Raw genomic sequence first — 15,463 nt, forward strand, 5'->3', positions numbered from 1 at the left:
GAAGCCAGACACAAACCATAGTAGTCCCCGCCACACTCCGGGGCTGAATCAGATTACCGAGATTGCTTGTACACGGTAGAAATGCGCTGAACCACTGTCACCAAGCTGGCCGCACCGAGCAGGCAGAGTGTCACAAACAGGACGACTTCCGGCAAGCCCAGACCGGTAAACCCGGTCACCACCAGCACCGAAACCAAACGTTCAGCCCGTTCAGCAATACCAACGTTGGCGGTGAATCCAAGCGATTCCGCTTTGGCTCGAGCGTAGGAAACCACCATGCCAAGGACCAAACAGACGACGGCGGCAATAGCAATCGCGTGATTGTCACCCCGGGTGAAAAACCAGATGGTCACACCAGCAAAGAGAGCACCGTCGGCAATGCGGTCCAAGGTTGAGTCTAAAAAGTTGCCCCAAGGGCCGCTGCGTCCCTGAATTCTGGCCATCATGCCGTCAAGGACGTCTGAGAAAATGAACGCCGTTATAAACAGGGTCCCCCACCAGAGCTGACCAAGTGGGTAGAACACCAAGGCGCCCACCACAACCCCCAGTGTGCCCACGATCGTCACAGCGTCAGGAGAGACGCCGATCTTCAGGAGCCAACGCGCAAGAGGGCTAAAAAGTCGCGTGAAAAAGCCACGCGCATAGCGATTAAGCATCAGCTGGCCACGCCTCGGCCACTAGCTGGCGTACCTCGCCAAGTGTTTGAGTGATGGCTTTGGTTTGGGCGATGATGGGGAAAAAGTTTCCGTCCCCACCCCAGCGCGGAACCACGTGCTGGTGCAAGTGAGCCTTGATTCCGGCGCCGCCCACCGCCCCTTGATTCATTCCGAGGTTAAAGCCGCCCGGGTTAGACACTTGGCGCAGTACACGCATGGCCGTCTGGCTTAGTGCTGCAAACTCTGCCGTTTCTTCCACCGTGATGTCAGTGTATTCAGGAACGTGCCGGTACGGGCACACCAAGAGGTGACCAGGGTTGTACGGGTACAGGTTCAAAACCACGAAGCAAGTTTTGCCCCGGTAAACGATCAAGGAATCTTCGTCGCTTCGTGATGGCGCAACGCAGAACGGGCAGTCGTCCTTGCCCTTGAACTGGTCCTGCCCACCTTTGATGTAGGCCATACGGTGTGGGGTCCACAGGCGCTGAAAAGCGTCAGGAACGCCGGGCAGCTGAAAGTCATCGCTCACTTCAGCATCGCCCGGATACTGTTGCTGTGCGCCTGTGGACTCCACCATGTACTTAGGCCGTTCGATTCTTGACGGCGTCCACAATGCGCTGCACGGCTTCTTCAACCGGCACACCATTATCTTGGCTACCGTCACGGAAGCGGAAGGAGACAGCTCCGGCTTCCGCGTCTTCCCCACCGGCAATTAGAACAAATGGAATCTTGTCCTTGCTGGCGGTGCGGATCTTCTTCGGGAAGCGGTCCGAGGAAATATCCACCTCGGCACGGATACCCGCAGCCTTAAGGCGAGCGACGACGTCGAACATGTAATCGTTGAAGGCCTCAGCCACGGGTATACCTACCACCTGGACTGGCGCCAGCCAGGCAGGGAACGCACCGGCATAATGCTCGGTCAAAACACCCATAAAACGCTCTACCGAACCAAACAGCGCGCGGTGAATCATCACCGGACGTTGACGGGTTCCGTCGGCAGCCTGATACTCCAATTCGAAGCGCTCCGGCAGGTTAAAGTCGAGCTGAATCGTGGACATCTGCCAAGTACGCCCCAGCGCATCCTTGGCTTGTACCGAGATCTTGGGACCGTAGAACGCAGCTCCCCCGGGATCCGGAACCAGTTCCAGTCCTGACGCTTCTGCTACCTCGGACAGAGTGCGAGTTGCTTCTTCCCAGATGGCATCATCACCAACGAACTTTTCTTCATTCTTGGTGGAAAGTTCCAGGTAGAAGTCGTCCAAACCGTAGTCCTTGAGCAAACCAAGAACAAAGTTCAGCGTGGTGGTGAGCTCATCCTTCATCTGCTCTTTGGTGCAGTAGATGTGAGCATCATCCTGTGTCATACCGCGCACACGAGTCAGACCGTGCACCACGCCTGACTTCTCGTAGCGGTACACGGAGCCGAACTCGAACAATCGCAGCGGCAGTTCACGGTAAGAGCGGCCGCGTGAGCGGAAGATCAGGTTGTGCATGGGGCAGTTCATCGGCTTGAGGTAGTAGTCCTGGCCGGGCTTGCGAACCGTGCCGTCCTCGTTGAGTTCCTCATCCACGTGCATGGCCGGGAACATTCCGTCCTTGTACCAGTCAAGGTGCCCGGAAACTTCGTAGAGGTGGCCCTTGGTGATGTGCGGGGTGTAAACGAACTCGTAGCCTGCATCAACGTGGCGCTGACGGGAGTAGTCCTCCATGGCCTTGCGGATGATGCCGCCCTTGGGGTGGAACACCGGCAGGCCGGAGCCCAGCTCGTCCGGGAAGGAGAACAGGTCCAGTTCCACACCGAGCTTGCGGTGATCGCGGCGCTCGGCCTCGGCCAGACGCTCTTGGTACTCCTTGAGGGCTTCCTTGGTGGGCCACGCTGTACCGTAAATGCGCTGGAGCTGCTGGTTGTTCTGGTTTCCCAGCCAGTAGGCAGCCGAAGAACGAGTCAGCGCGAAAGCGTTGGAGATCATCTTGGTGTTGGGCAGGTGCGGGCCGCGGCACAAATCGCACCACACACTGTCGCCGCTCTTGCGGTCAACGTTGTCGTAGATGGTGATCTCGCCAGCACCAACCTCAACGTTCACACCTTCGGCGGCGTCGACGTCGTCACTGTTGTTCTTTTTGCCCAGCAGTTCGAGCTTGTACGGCTCGTTCTTCATGGCTTCGCGGGCTTGGTCCTCGGTGACCACACGGCGAACGAACTTTTGGTTTTGGTTGACGATCTTGAGCATCATCTTCTCGAGGGTTTTCAGATCCTCGGGAGTGAACGGCTCAGCAACGTCAAAGTCGAAGTAGAAGCCGTCACGGATGTACGGGCCAATGCCCAGCTTGGCATCGGGACGCAATTGCTGCACGGCTTGGGCCATCACGTGGGCAGTTGAGTGGCGCAAAACGTTCAGGCCATCGGGAGAATCAATGGTGACGCCTTCAACCGTTGCACCTGCAGGCAAGGGCTGGTCTAAATCTTTGAGTTCACCATTAACCCGGGCCACAACTACATCGCGGCGCTCAAAAAAGAGTTCCGCGCCGGTGGTCCCGGTAGTCACCATTTTCTCTTCGCCGTCGACGTTAAGGGTGATCTGCTGGACTTCTGACACGGGTGTCTCCTATTCATGTTGAGGCTTCATAGCTTGTGGCATACGTTGACCACAGCCAGCCTCTGTAATCGTATCGGTTCCAGTTGGAGGCGACCAACCGAGCAATTGCCGGAGTTTGAGCCCGGGTTAAAGCCCGACGGCGGTTCGCTTCAGTTCAGGGCTCGAGGCACGGATGCCGCTCAGCTCGCTGGTATTCAATGCGCTGTTATTCAGCTCAGCAAGGTCCCATGCCATGGATGCGGACAGGCTAATCCCCCGGTCCCCTGTCCGGCGTGTGGTTCCTCGAATCAGGAGCAAACGGGTGCCAAAAAGTAACGGTCCCGCCTGTTCTTGGGCTTCGTGGAAGAACACTGAATCCACACACCCTGTGCCGTCATCAATACTGATAAACACCACTCGGCGCCCACCGCGCATGGGCGGGGTTTGGGTGGCCACCCGGATACCAGCAACCAATACCTCGGTTCCGTTGCGCAAGGCCAAAAGCTGGTTTGCGGTGGTGACACCCAGCTGTTCAAGCAACGGTTTGTAGCTTTCCAGCAAGTGGCCGCTGACGTCCATGGCCATAAGGTCCAGTTCGGAGCGGACTTTTTCTCTTTGGCTAGGTTCCGGCAGTTCTGCTTTGAGATTGCGTAGCTCAACATCGCCCAGTGGAAGAGACAGTTGCCCTTCGATGGGGCCGTGCCCCCGTGCGGAGGTGGTTTTGGTGGATAGCTGCTGCAAGTGCTGGACCAAGTCCGCCCGGCTAGAGCGCCCGCCGGACTCTTTATGCAAGGCGTCAAAGGCACCCAACTGGGCGAGGCGTTTGATGTTGGGTTTGGAGATGCGTGCCCGCACCCGCAAGTCCGCCAAAGAATCGTAGGGTTGCCCGGCCACTAGCCGTTTAAGCTCGGCACCAGAGAGTCCGTAGATCCCTTTGAGACTCAGACGGATGCCCAGTTTGCCAGCATCCGGGCCGGTGTGGACCCGTTCTACCCGGTATTCTTCACCGCTTGAATTGATGTCCAAAGGGAGGATGGGAATACCCAAACGTCTGGCCTCAGCCACAAGGAGCCGTTTGGGGTACATGCCTGGATCGTGTTCCCACAGGCCAGCCAAAAATGCTTCTGGGTGGTGAGCTTTAAGCCACGCTGATTGGTAAGTGGGCACGGCAAAAGCAGCTCCGTGGGCTTTGCAAAAACCAAAACTGCCAAAGGCCTTCAGTGTTCCCCAGACTTTGTCCACTACTTCAGGGGTGTAGCCGCGTTTGCGGGCTTCTCGACGGAAAAATTCCTCCACCGCGGGTTCACGATTTTCATTGCCGAGCGCCCTGCGGAACTCGTCAGCTTGGGCCAGATCACAATCGGTCATCACGTTGAAAGTTCGGATGATTTGTTCGTGAAAAACCGTCACTCCGTGGGTTTCTTTGAGCACCTCGCGCAGATCAGGGTGCGGGTATTTTTCTGGAGCGAAGCCGTGCCGGTATTCCAAGAAGGGCCGCACCATGTCAGATTTCATGGGGCCTGGCCGGAACAAGGAAATATCGATGATCAGGTCATTAAAGTTTCGGGGTGCTAGCTTCCCCACCAGCTCACGCTGACCCGGGGATTCGATCTGGAAACAGCCCAAAGTGTGAGTACTGCGAATGAGTTCAAAAGTGGGTTCATCATCCAGCGGAACATCGTTGAGCTCAATGTGCCCGTCTTCGCGGATAAAGCCTGGCGGGTTTCCGTGTTGATCCTTGGGGTGGTTTCCGGCGGCCATCACTTCTTCCCGGGAGGGGTGCAACCGAATCACTTCCCGGACGGCAAAAGCCATGGCACTTTGCATCCGGACGCCCAACACATCGAGCTTGAGCATGCCCATCGGGTCCATGTCATGTTTGTCGAACTGACTCATGGGCAGGCCTAAACCACTGGGTTGCACGGGCGTCCGGTCTAAAAGACCAGCATTTCCCAGGATCACCCCACAGGGATGCATGGAGATGTGGCGAGGTAGGCGGTCCAACCTTTCAGTGAGGTCCACCAACAAATCCAGTTGGGGCTCCCGCACATCCAGATAGTTGCCGTCCCTTGTGGGCACACCGGCACCACCTACGCGTGCAGCAAAGTCCCGAAGTTCTGGTTTTTCTACAAGTGCTTCGCGGAAATTACGGGCCGAAAAACGCCAGAGCTGTTTAGCGATCTCACCGATTTCTTCCTCCTCCATTCCCAAGGCCAGCCCGGCATCACGAACAGCACCGCGAGCGCGGTAGCCGTTTTGCATGCTCATGAGGGTGACTCGTTCGTTGCCGAAGCGGGAAAAGATCTTCCGGTAAACGTTGTGCCTTTCGGCGCTTTCCACGTCGATGTCTATGTCCGGGAGGGTTGACCTATCCCGGGAGAGGAAGCGTTCAAAAAGTAGATCGTGGTGGAGTGGGTTTACGTGGCTGATACCGGTGAGGTAGTTGACCAAGCTGGACGCTCCGGACCCTCGGGCTGCGGCTCTGACGCCCATGTCCGTGATCATGGTGGAGACTTCGGCAACGGTGAGGAAGTAGGAGGCGAAGCCTAGTTTTCCGATGGTCTCTAATTCCATCCCCATACGTTCTTGGACGTGTTCGAGTTCCTTGGCGGATGCGCCGGCAAAGCGCCGCCCTATTCCGCCTTCACAGCGTGCTCGGAGTTCGGTGAGTGGATGGTTGGTGATTCCGAGTACTGAGGCTTCGGGCACTTGGGGTTGCTTCCAGCCCATGTCCGTTACGGGGTCTATCCGGCAGCGATCTGCGAGCGCCTCTGTGGTTTTGAGGAGTGCTGTGAGTTCTTCGGTTCCGGCTGAGGCTGCGTGCATGATTTCTTGGGCGAGGTCACGCATTTGTGCGCTGGTTTTGAGCCATGCTTGCCCGTTGGGTTGCAGGAGCGGTGCTTGGGATAGTTCGGGGAGGGATTTGAGGGCGCGTGCTGCGTCTAGGACGTCTGCGGTGGCGGCGCCGTCTTCTTCGAGGTACCGGACGGCGTTGCTGAGTACTGCTGGGGTGCTGTGTTCGCGGGCTAGTTTGAGCATTCGGACTGCGTGGGCGGTGCTGTAGGGGCGCCCGGGCGCGCTGAGCTGTGTGACAACTTCGGCGGCGAGTGTCCCGATGGGCATAATGCTGAGCCAGTGTTTGAACAGGCTGCGTGGGCGCAGGTATTTGCGCCCTGCCATGGCGCGGCCTACGTCTGAGTCTGGTCCCAGGAGGACGGTGAGTACGGGCTGGAGGGTGTTGGGGTCTAGTGTTCTGGAGGCCAGTTCTCTTCGTGTGACGGCTACGGCGATGCTGCCACCGGCCTTGCCTGAGGTGTGGGCGTGCGCGTCGGAGATCAGCCGGCACAGTGCCTTGTAGCCAGCCCCATTGTTTCCACCGTGGGCTAGTACAACGACGCGTCCGGCTACGCGGGTTCGGTCGCCACCGTCGTCGTCTTCTAGGACCGCAAGGTCCACCCCGACGATGGGGTCTATCCCTGCATCCATACATGCTTTGAGGTGTTTGACTGTGCCGTAGAGGCCGTCCCTGTCTGTGCAGGCGAGCGCGCTTGCACCATCTGCGGCGGCTGCTGCGGCGAGTTCTGCCGGCCAGGAGACCCCGTAGTGGGCGCTGAATGCGGTGGAGACGTGAAGGTGGGTGAAGCTCATTGACGTTTTCGCCTCTAGGCGCTGCGGGAGTCGAGGGTGTGGTGTGTTTTGAGTAGTCGCCAGCGGTTGGCCGCTACGTAGTGGACTAGTTCTACGGTGATTTCTTGAGTGCCGGCCTGTAATTGCAGTCGCCAGATTTTGTGGTCAACCAGCCCGGCGCCGCTGCCCAGTGGTGCCCGTGATTCTTCTGCCCACCATTGGCGGCGTTCAAACCATCGCAGGGGTTCGGCACAAACGAGGTATTCCGTTCCTGCCCAGGTCACTGTGAGCGGCTGGCCGGAGGGTGCACATTCAACATGTAGTCCCTCTGAAAAGACGCCCATGGCCTTCTCCTCCTATCCGTGTGGTCTCAGATAACTCATACATTCGAACGTATGTTCGAATGCGTTAACTGTACCCCTCGGGTCAGACAAGAGCACCCGGCTTTTCAGAAAAGAGCTTCTTCCGGGGTGATCAACTCGGCGGAATTATTGCGTACATTCCCCACTGCGGAACCTACTGCATCCAATGTCCACGTTGTTGCAACCTCGTTGGCTTGGGCTCTGATAAGTTCCACAAGTCCCGGAATGTCCTTGGCTTCTGGGTCTAACCAGTCACCGAGCGCCTCTTTGCTTAGCGGAACGGGAAGCCGGTCGTGTAAAGCGCCGAGCTCTGCGAGGACCGGGTCCTGCGAGTCCGGGCTGGGCGCCGCCGTCGTAATAATGGACGTAGACAAGACCCAACGGTCCGGTGCACCGTCTTCTTTGGCCGGGTCTTTCCACCATTCGTAGAGCCCTGCAAAAACGATCCCTGAACCGGTAGCCGGGTGAACGTAATAAGGCTGCTTGGTTTTCCCTTCGCCCTTTTTCCATTCGTAATAACCGTCGGCTGGCACGGCGCAGCGGCGAGATTTAATCGCCGCCCGGAAGGACGGTTTTTCTAGGACCGTCTCGCTGCGGGCGTTGAACATTTTGACGCCGATGCCGGGATCTTTGGCCCAGCCAGGGATCAGACCCCAACGGGCAACGTGTAACTGGCGGTGCTTCTCGCCGTCCACTAAGCGCTCTAGCAGGATAGGCACGTCAGTGGTGGGGGCAATGTTCCAACTGGGCTGCAGCTGGAACTCTTCTTCGAGTTCGGCGCCGAAATCCGCCACCAAATCCCCTACCGCACGGGCCATCACGTAACGTCCACACATGTCACCAGCATAGGCTTTCACCGCTCCGAAGACCCGGCCTAAAGAGTGGCTGCGTGGAATACTAAGCCGCCGGATATCGTTGGGCACCAAGGAAGCGAACCATCAACACTAAGGAGTTCTCATGGATTTCACCCCAGAGGCCGGCACCATCACCATGTTTTCCACCACGTGGTGCGGATACTGCAACCGTCTGAAGAAGCAATTGGATGCTCAGGGAATTGGCTACACCGAGGTCAACATTGAAGAGGTTGAAGGCACCGCGGCCCTGGTTGAGCAGCTCAACGGCGGCAACCAGACAGTTCCTACCGTGTTGTTCCCGGATGGCACGGCCGTTACCAATCCTTCCGCGGCTGAGGTCAAAAAGCGCCTCGCCGTCTAAGCGCGATTCCCCACGACAAACACGTCCGGGCGGTTGTTTTAGATACTTGCCTGAAGCGTCTAAGGCATCCGCCGGGGCTCTTGTGATAGACAAGCAGAGGTATTGCTGTCGTCGAAGGGACCAATCGTGGCTCACAAGGTCAAGGGAATTATCGCCAAGTCCAAGGGCGCTCCCGTCACTCTAGAAACCGTTATTGTTCCGGATCCAGGGCCCGGCGAAGCACTCGTAGACATCATCACCTCCGGTGTCTGCCACACAGACTTGCACTACAAGCTCGGTGGCATCAGCGACGACTTCCCCTTCCTCTTGGGACACGAAGCCACAGGTGTTATCGCCGCTGTAGGCCCAGACGTTACAGACTTAGTTCCCGGGGACCGTGTGATTCTGAACTGGCGTGCCGTGTGTGGCAGCTGCCGTGCTTGCCTCAAGGGCCAGCCGCAGTACTGCTTCAACACTCACAACGCCACCCAAAAAATGACTCTCGAGGATGGCACCGAGCTCAGCCCCGCTCTGGGCATTGGTGCCTTCATTGAAAAGACTCTGGTGGCCGCCGGCCAGTGCACCAAGGTTGATCCTGAAGCTGACGCAGCTGCCGTGGGACTCCTCGGTTGTGGTGTGATGGCTGGAATCGGCGCAGCCATCAACACTGGAAACGTCAAACGCGGCGATTCGGTGGCCGTGATCGGTTGCGGCGGGGTGGGCACTGCTGCCATTGCCGGGGCTGCGCTCGCCGGTGCAACCACCATCATCGCTGTGGACATTGATCCGCGGAAACTTGAGCGCGCCAAAACCTTGGGCGCCACCCACACCATCGATTCCTCTGGCACTGACCCGGTTGAGGCCATTCAGGCGTTGACCGGCGGTTTTGGTGCAGACGTGGTCATTGACGCAGTGGGACGGCCTGAAACCTACAAACAAGCTTTCTACGCCCGTGATCTGGCCGGGACGGTGGTGCTTGTGGGTGTTCCCACCCCTGAGATGAAGATCGAGTTGCCGCTCCTGGATGTGTTTGGTCGGGGCGGTTCGTTGAAGTCTTCGTGGTACGGCGATTGCCTGCCCTCCCGCGACTTCCCCATGCTGGTGAGCCTGTACCAGCAAGGCAAGTTGGATTTGGATGCGTTTGTGACTGAGCGGATTGGCATCAATGACATTGAAGCCGCGTTCGAGAAAATGCACAACGGCGACGTGTTACGTTCGGTGGTGGAGCTCTAGTGGGTGCCCGTATCGACAACGTGGTCACCTCAGGAACGTTCTCCCTGGACGGTGGCACGTGGGACGTTGATAACAATGTATGGATTGTTGGCGACGATTCGCAGTGCCTGATCATTGACCCGGCGCATAACCCGCAGAAGGTGAGTGACGCCGTCGGGCAGAGAAAAGTCACGGCAATCCTGCTCACTCATGGGCACGATGACCACGTCCGTGCAGCACTTGAGGCACAGAAGCTTTTTGATGCTCCCGTGTATTTGAGCCCGGCTGACCGGATGCTGTGGGACACGGTTCACCCAGATACCGCTCCGGACGCTGAGATGAGTGACGGGCAGAAGTTTGAGGTGGCAGGAACGGAGTTGGTGGCTCTGGCTACGCCGGGGCACTCACCAGGCTCGGTGAGCTTCTATATCCCGGAGTTGAGTACCGTCATTACTGGCGACACTCTCTTTAAGGGTGGGCCCGGAGCCACGGGGCGTTCTTTTAGTGATTTCCCCACCATCATCGAATCCATCAAGAGTCGATTACTAACCTTGCCAGGTAATACCAAGGTGCTGACCGGGCACGGGGATTCAACAACCATTGGTGCTGAGGCGCCGGATCTGCAGGACTGGATAACCCGCGGGCACTAGCCTGCTTCTTATCCGCAGGCGTTTCTCACCCGCAAACGGACTATTCACCGCGGGATTCCCAGGTGATTAGTCCGTTTGCCGGTGAATACCTTCGAGCCAGTCGAAGCTTTTGAAGCTCAACTGGGTGGTGGCTGCGTAGGCGGCGATCACTGCTTCTTCAATATCGTCCACACCAACATGTGGCACCAAGTCATCCACGGACCCGGCTGTGGTGGGATCCCAATCAAGCCCCAGCTCCGAGTACACGTCTTCTAAAACTCGTCGGATGGGCTGGGAGCGTTCCACCACAATCACCGAGCTGAACAGCCACCCTCCGGAAACAACACGTTGGGCAGTGCCCACAAGTTTGAGCCGGTGCTGGGGGAATATCGGGTCCACCCCGTGAACGCTGAACTCACCGGGGCAATATTCGCCCGGGATCTCCCCCACCCCGGCCACAACTCCGGTGGCCACCAGCGAGTTGGCGAGCAGTTCGCCAAACTGGGCGAACCGTCGTCGTGCTCCAGCAATAGCATCCGGACTGGGTTCCACGTGGTCCACCACTAGGCAGCCTTGGTGGTACGCGGCAGCGCGGCCGCCGGCGCGCCGGACTAGTGGCTCAAATCCGGCGTTGCGTGCGGCAATTTCGGCGGCGGGGAAACCGGGAAGTTTGGTGTCTCGCTGCCCAAACGCCAACGTTGGCTGGGGGCGGTAGAGCCGGACGGTGGGGCCCAACTTTTCTTGCCGGGCGGCGGCCAGCATTTCCAAGGCAAAGTCTAGGTCGGCTTCGGCACCCAGGCTCCGGTCCTGACGAACGATGGAGAGCACTGTTACTTAGACCTTTCGCACGGTAAGAATTTGCTCGGAACGGCCAAAGGGTCCCTGCTCATCGTGCAGGACAGTGGAGGTCAGGCCAATTCCATCGGTGCCAAAGGTAACGGAATTATCCAAGCCCAACCATTCGCCCTCCGGTATCCGGTACATGTGGATTTGCAGGTCCAAGTTGGGGAACGCATAGGTGTTTTCGCCCGGAGCAACGCGGGCAGCGATGCCGTTAGAGGTGTCCACTAGGCCGATGAGTCGCGCGAGATCGGTGCTATCTGCAGCGTCGGTGAGCGGGTATCCGGGTTTGATCCACACTTGGCCGCTGCCTGGCCGGTGATTGGGAGCCACCGCCATCTCGAGGGATTGGATGTATCCGCCTGGCCACACGGTGCTTCCGTCCCAAACTTCGCATTCGCTGCGCGGCGCCATGGTGGTGTCCTCCACAGCTGCAACCTCGCTGGTGTCGCTGGTCATCATGCGCCATGCGGTGGCGCGGATGGCGGTGCGCCCGTTGGCGATCATTTCTGCTTGGATGAGTTCGATGGTTTTGCCGGGCCGCAGAGTGGTGGTTTCAAGGTGGAATTCGCCGCCGGGGATGAGACCTAGAATTTCGTAGCTGATGCGGGCCATGCGCAGATCTTCGCGAGGCTCATGACGAAGTAGCGCTTCGGCGAGCAAACCGGAAGCGGGAGCCATGTGTTGTTCGTGGGGATTCCACGCGCCTTGAACGTGAATCGTGGAGCGATATTTTCCGTCCCCCAGCGATTGGTAGTAGAAGTCACCTTCGGCCAGTTCTGGCAAATCCACCGTTTGCTCCTTCGCTTGTGCAGTATTTACGGCTCCACTCTAGCGTCAAGTGGTTCGCTTCTTTCCGCAGGTGTTGCGCGTCTGCGGCGGACAATAATGGTCAGCGCAATCACTACTAGCAGGAGCCCTAAGCCAGCGAGTGTCCACGGCGATTTGCCCGCCAAAGTGATCCACGCGTCGATCGCGGCCAGCCCTACGGTGGCGTACAGAAACGCCCACATGAGTGAACCTACGACGACGGCTGGCACGTAGCGTTTGAGTGGCATCTTCCCTGCCCCGGCGGTGAGGTTCACCGCGGTTTGGATGCCGATGGTCAGGAACGAGAACATCACGGCCCAGGGCCCCCAACGGGCTATGAGTTTGCGTGCCGTATCGGCTTTGGGACCGGTGAGGTGACGGCCAAGTTTGCTGCGTGCAGCCCCGGCGGTGGCGCCTCGTCCTAGCCAATAGGTGGCGTTGGCGCGCAGCATCACAATCACAAAGAGCGCTGCGACTGCCACTTCGAAGGGCAAGGACATGATCTGATCCACCAATACAGGCTACCGACACTGAGGTAGGTAGACTCAAAAGCGGTCCTTCACACACAACGGGAAGAGGTGGCCAGCTGATCCGGGTCATTAGCTATAACTTGCGCAAACATGCGGCCAGCGGCGAGCTTGAAGAGTTGGTTTCAACGTTTAAGGTCGATGCTTTGTGCATTCAGGAATGCACCACCGCTGACATGCCTGAGGCGATTGGCCACTTGCGTTTGGCGGATGCCACCCGTGGGAATCGTTTGGGTTTGGCGATTTATTACGACGCCGAACGCTTCACTGACGCGCACACCAAGGCTTTTTCACTCAAAAAGTCCATGCATGACCATGTCCTCTCCCCCGCCCATGAGCGGCTTTTGGGGACTCGGCTGGTGGATATCGCCACGGGCCATGAACTGGTGCTGGGCTCTTTCCACGCCGCACCGCTGACCGCATCGAACTCTTTGCGGCGTAAGCAGATCCATGCCGCGCATGCGGAACTTTTGGGTTTGGGTGGCGAGAAGATGACACTGATGGTGGGCGACTTCAACTATCCGCTGTTCACCAATAGCCTGACGCGGCACGTGCGGGACACCGGCTTTGATCTTTCACTCAGTGACCGGAAAACGTACACACGATACCGGGTGTTTAAGGGTCACTTCGACTTCGCAACCTCGCAGGGTTTGAAGATCAGTAAGGTCCAGACGCTGCCTCGTGGCGCGTCAGATCATTTGCCGATTATGGTGACGGCCGAATTCGGCGACTAGCTCTTCCGCACAAAAAGCGAGTGGGCTACTTTCTCTGAGGTGGCGAATTCGGCCAGTTCCAGCGCTGTGGTGTCCACGCCGTCGAACAGGCTGGCGCCGCCGCCTAGAATCACCGGGACTGTGGCTACGTGCAGTTCGTCCAAGAGTCCGGCGTTGAGGTATTCGCGGACTGTTTCCGCGCCACCGCCTAGGCGCACGTCTTTTCCGGCTGCGGCTTCCATCGCTTGGTCATAGGCGCTCTGGATGCCTTCGGTGACAAAGTAAAACGTGGTTCCACCTTCCATGGGTAGCGGGTCCCGGGCGTGGTGGGTGAGCACAAATACGGGGTGCCCGTAGGGTGGGGTTGGGCCCCACCAGCCGTCCCAGGTTTTTGATTCAGGGGTGTCCCAAGCGCCACGGTATGGGGTGAACATGTTCCGGCCCATGATGGTGGCCCCAATGTTTTCTTCTCCCCGGCGCAGCCACTGATCATCAATGCCTGTGGTTCCGCCTTCTTGGCCCATCATGCCCCGGCCAAAGGAGGTTTCAAACACCCATGCGTGGAGATTCTCGGTGCCGATGCCTAACGGGGCTTCCAGGCTCTGTTCCGGTCCGGCCATGTAGCCGTCTAGGGACGTGGCCAGGCTGTGGGCGCGTAGTCGGGGCATTAGTGTTTCGCCTTTGAGTTGGTGTTGGGTGCTAGAAATTCGAGCAGAAGCGGCGCCAGTGCAGCGGGGTCGGCGTTGTGGGTCTGGTCTTCGAGTTCCGCTGTGGAGCCGTGTTGAACGGCAGCGGCAACTTCCCGGGCAGATTGTTGGGCCCACGCGGGACTATTTCCGCCGTGGACAACTAATACCGGGGCCTTGATGCGAGCTAGCCGTTCCTGAGGGACTACCGCGTCGCCGACTATGTGAAGGTCGTAGAACAAGGTGTGAGCAACGGCAGTGAGTTGGGGCCACCACGGCGCCTTGACCATGTCAGGATCGGTGGGCGCTCCAACGTGTGCCATAAATGCTTGGACGGCTTGGTCTCGTTGATCGTTTTCCACTAGTTGTTGTACACGTTGGGCGAAGGCATCCCACGGTTCATCTGGGTCCTGCGGTGTGCAATAGGGCGGTTCGTAGGCAAGTATGCCACTGAACGGAACGCCTGCGGCTGCGGCCTCGAGAGCAAGAATTGCTCCAGAAGAGTGTCCGTAGACTGCAACGTTGCCGCCGATTGCCTGGACAACTGCGGCGATATCTTCAATTTCACGGTCGACGGCGTAGGGCTGAGTATCGGTGCTTTCTCCCCTGCCGCGCCGGTCCAGTCCGTAGACGGTGAATGCGTCCTGGAGGAACGGTACATAGGGCTGTACGGCGTGGCGGTTGCTGAGCGCCCCGCCGATGATTAGCAACGGATCACCGCTTCCGGCAGCCTCAAAGGCAATCGAGCTCCCATCAGAGGAGGTGACGTGCTCAACCATTGTCTGACCTGCCTTTGGCGTCGGTGAAGTACCCAAAGAATATGTCTACGCCTGGGTGGGCTGTTGGGCAAGACCCAGCCAGGCGTAGCCACGAATCGGCTTAGGCCAATACGGTGTTCTCGACCTTCCAGCGGGTCAGGCGCGGGTAGACCCAAAAGTTGTGGTGCAAACTAGGCGGCGGCCCGGCCGTGGAACTCGTAGATCTGGTGCCCGGGATTGGCCCCGAAGACAAAGTTCCTGGTTGTTGTTGCTGGATGGCTTTGATGTTTCCCTTACTTCTTAGCCAACGTAACGATGAGTTTCACACCTGAGTCCGGGTGATAAGTCCATGATGCTTCCAATCCGTCCCATTCGGCGGTTTGGCGTCCTTGCAGGGAGCTCGTTGAGTCCATCTGCTCGATGACGGCATCGGGCGTATGGAGTGCCTTGACGATGCATGCATAGTCAGCGATAGATGCTCCGTCCGAATCATCCTGGCCTTTGGTGTCCACACTGAGAGAAGTGTTTTTATCGCCCAGACTCACACCAGACTGATCGGTCAGATTGCAGCTTTTGACAGCATCAGGAAGGACAGTGGACACGGTTGATGTAGCTATGACACCAGCAATTCCAGCCACCAAAACGCTGAACAAAACCCCTCCGGCGAAGCCCGAGGCTAACCCAATCCAGAGCAACTTCTTACTTTTCTTGGGTTCGGGTTGCGGCCCTAGCCAGCTAGGCAGCTGGTTCTGATTCGGCTGCGCAAATGGCGCCTGGGCTGGGTACGTGGCCGGGTACTGCGGCTGACCTTGCGGGCCAGCCGGGTATTGCGGCTGGTTATTCGTTGGAGTGGGTTCACTCATGATGCTGTTC

At 58.3% G+C, this 15,463-nt stretch carries 16 protein-coding genes; 4 read left to right on the forward strand and 12 right to left on the reverse strand.

The features are described 5' to 3' along the window. Window positions 1-53: 53 nt before the first annotated feature. From pgsA to ACQR35_RS04310, 6 genes are all read right to left on the reverse strand, one after another. Window positions 54-656 (reverse strand): phosphatidylinositol phosphate synthase, encoded by a 603-nt coding sequence (gene pgsA / locus ACQR35_RS04285; protein ID WP_430269320.1) that lies wholly within the window; start codon window positions 654-656, stop codon window positions 54-56. Beyond that, on the reverse strand, window positions 649-1,233 hold the full coding sequence (locus ACQR35_RS04290) for an HIT family protein (RefSeq protein ID WP_430269321.1): 585 nt from the start codon (window positions 1,231-1,233) through the stop codon (window positions 649-651). The genes pgsA and ACQR35_RS04290 overlap by 8 nt, the downstream gene beginning before the upstream one ends. A 4-nt stretch (window positions 1,234-1,237) precedes the next feature. After that, window positions 1,238-3,205 (reverse strand): threonine--tRNA ligase, encoded by a 1,968-nt coding sequence (gene thrS, locus ACQR35_RS04295; protein WP_430269487.1) that lies wholly within the window; start codon window positions 3,203-3,205, stop codon window positions 1,238-1,240. Window positions 3,206-3,379: 174 nt separating this feature from the next. Further along, window positions 3,380-6,880: a DNA polymerase III subunit alpha gene (locus ACQR35_RS04300; protein WP_430269322.1), complete on the reverse strand. Its 3,501-nt coding sequence runs from the start codon at window positions 6,878-6,880 to the stop codon at window positions 3,380-3,382. Window positions 6,881-6,894: 14 nt separating this feature from the next. Further along, entirely contained in the window at window positions 6,895-7,203 is a 309-nt protein-coding gene (locus ACQR35_RS04305) for a hypothetical protein (RefSeq protein ID WP_430269323.1), read from the reverse strand. Window positions 7,204-7,307: 104 nt separating this feature from the next. Next, entirely contained in the window at window positions 7,308-8,057 is a 750-nt protein-coding gene (locus ACQR35_RS04310; protein ID WP_430267295.1) for an SOS response-associated peptidase, read from the reverse strand. A 121-nt stretch (window positions 8,058-8,178) separates the two neighbouring features. Between ACQR35_RS04310 and ACQR35_RS04315 the strand changes: the two genes are divergently transcribed. The 3 genes from ACQR35_RS04315 to ACQR35_RS04325 all read left to right on the forward strand — a co-directional run bounded on the left by ACQR35_RS04315 (window position 8,179) and on the right by ACQR35_RS04325 (window position 10,277). Then, a complete protein-coding gene (locus ACQR35_RS04315; RefSeq protein ID WP_430269324.1) occupies window positions 8,179-8,436 on the forward strand; it encodes a mycoredoxin in 258 nt (85 codons plus the stop codon). Window positions 8,437-8,562: 126 nt separating this feature from the next. After that, window positions 8,563-9,648, forward strand: a complete 1,086-nt coding sequence (locus ACQR35_RS04320) for an S-(hydroxymethyl)mycothiol dehydrogenase (protein WP_430267254.1) — start codon at window positions 8,563-8,565, stop codon at window positions 9,646-9,648. Next, a complete protein-coding gene (locus ACQR35_RS04325) occupies window positions 9,648-10,277 on the forward strand; it encodes an MBL fold metallo-hydrolase (RefSeq protein ID WP_430267255.1) in 630 nt (209 codons plus the stop codon). Before ACQR35_RS04320 ends, ACQR35_RS04325 begins: the two co-directional genes overlap by 1 nt. Window positions 10,278-10,343: 66 nt before the next feature. On the opposite strand, the gene ACQR35_RS04330 is transcribed toward ACQR35_RS04325, so the two are convergent. Genes ACQR35_RS04330 through ACQR35_RS04340 form a run of 3 tightly spaced genes read right to left on the reverse strand, consistent with a single transcriptional unit; the run spans window position 10,344 to window position 12,418 of the window. After that, the gene (locus ACQR35_RS04330; RefSeq protein WP_430269325.1) at window positions 10,344-11,084 is read right to left on the reverse strand and encodes a lipoyl protein ligase domain-containing protein; all 741 of its coding nucleotides are present in this window, start codon (window positions 11,082-11,084) and stop codon (window positions 10,344-10,346) included. A gap of 6 nt (window positions 11,085-11,090) precedes the next feature. Continuing rightward, on the reverse strand, window positions 11,091-11,888 hold the full coding sequence (locus ACQR35_RS04335) for a thioesterase family protein (protein ID WP_430269326.1): 798 nt from the start codon (window positions 11,886-11,888) through the stop codon (window positions 11,091-11,093). A gap of 26 nt (window positions 11,889-11,914) precedes the next feature. After that, on the reverse strand, window positions 11,915-12,418 hold the full coding sequence (locus ACQR35_RS04340) for a DedA family protein (protein WP_430267258.1): 504 nt from the start codon (window positions 12,416-12,418) through the stop codon (window positions 11,915-11,917). Between the two features lie 77 nt (window positions 12,419-12,495). On the opposite strand from ACQR35_RS04340, the gene ACQR35_RS04345 reads away from it, so the two are divergent. Beyond that, window positions 12,496-13,167 (forward strand): endonuclease/exonuclease/phosphatase family protein, encoded by a 672-nt coding sequence (locus ACQR35_RS04345; RefSeq protein WP_430269488.1) that lies wholly within the window; start codon window positions 12,496-12,498, stop codon window positions 13,165-13,167. On the opposite strand, the gene ACQR35_RS04350 is transcribed toward ACQR35_RS04345, so the two are convergent. The 3 genes from ACQR35_RS04350 to ACQR35_RS04360 form a co-directional block, all read right to left on the reverse strand. Beyond that, window positions 13,164-13,814 (reverse strand): dihydrofolate reductase family protein, encoded by a 651-nt coding sequence (locus ACQR35_RS04350; protein WP_430269327.1) that lies wholly within the window; start codon window positions 13,812-13,814, stop codon window positions 13,164-13,166. The two genes, ACQR35_RS04345 and ACQR35_RS04350, sit on opposite strands and share 4 nt — an antisense overlap. Beyond that, window positions 13,814-14,611, reverse strand: coding sequence for an alpha/beta fold hydrolase (locus ACQR35_RS04355; RefSeq protein ID WP_430269328.1), 798 nt, complete (start codon window positions 14,609-14,611; stop codon window positions 13,814-13,816). The genes ACQR35_RS04350 and ACQR35_RS04355 overlap by 1 nt, the downstream gene beginning before the upstream one ends. A 272-nt stretch (window positions 14,612-14,883) precedes the next feature. Continuing rightward, window positions 14,884-15,453 (reverse strand): hypothetical protein, encoded by a 570-nt coding sequence (locus ACQR35_RS04360; RefSeq protein WP_430269329.1) that lies wholly within the window; start codon window positions 15,451-15,453, stop codon window positions 14,884-14,886. Window positions 15,454-15,463: the final 10 nt, after the last annotated feature.

The organism is Pseudarthrobacter sp. J1738, assembly GCF_050490315.1.
Lineage (GTDB): Bacteria > Actinomycetota > Actinomycetes > Actinomycetales > Micrococcaceae > JBNPEO01.

Excerpts from the sequence above, each read along its gene's own strand:
- pgsA (WP_430269320.1), bottom strand. The coding sequence starts at position 656 with ATGCTTAATCGCTATGCGCGTGGCTTTTTCACGCGACTTTTTAGCCCT.
- ACQR35_RS04290 (WP_430269321.1), bottom strand. The coding sequence starts at position 1,233 with ATGGTGGAGTCCACAGGCGCACAGCAACAGTATCCGGGCGATGCTGAA.
- thrS (WP_430269487.1), bottom strand. The coding sequence starts at position 3,205 with ATGGTGACTACCGGGACCACCGGCGCGGAACTCTTTTTTGAGCGCCGC.
- ACQR35_RS04300 (WP_430269322.1), bottom strand. The coding sequence starts at position 6,880 with ATGAGCTTCACCCACCTTCACGTCTCCACCGCATTCAGCGCCCACTAC.
- ACQR35_RS04305 (WP_430269323.1), bottom strand. The coding sequence starts at position 7,203 with ATGGGCGTCTTTTCAGAGGGACTACATGTTGAATGTGCACCCTCCGGC.
- ACQR35_RS04310 (WP_430267295.1), bottom strand. The coding sequence starts at position 8,057 with ATGTGTGGACGTTACGTGATGGCCCGTGCGGTAGGGGATTTGGTGGCG.
- ACQR35_RS04315 (WP_430269324.1), top strand. The coding sequence starts at position 8,179 with ATGGATTTCACCCCAGAGGCCGGCACCATCACCATGTTTTCCACCACG.
- ACQR35_RS04350 (WP_430269327.1), bottom strand. The coding sequence starts at position 13,814 with ATGCCCCGACTACGCGCCCACAGCCTGGCCACGTCCCTAGACGGCTAC.
- ACQR35_RS04355 (WP_430269328.1), bottom strand. The coding sequence starts at position 14,611 with ATGGTTGAGCACGTCACCTCCTCTGATGGGAGCTCGATTGCCTTTGAG.
- ACQR35_RS04360 (WP_430269329.1), bottom strand. The coding sequence starts at position 15,453 with ATGAGTGAACCCACTCCAACGAATAACCAGCCGCAATACCCGGCTGGC.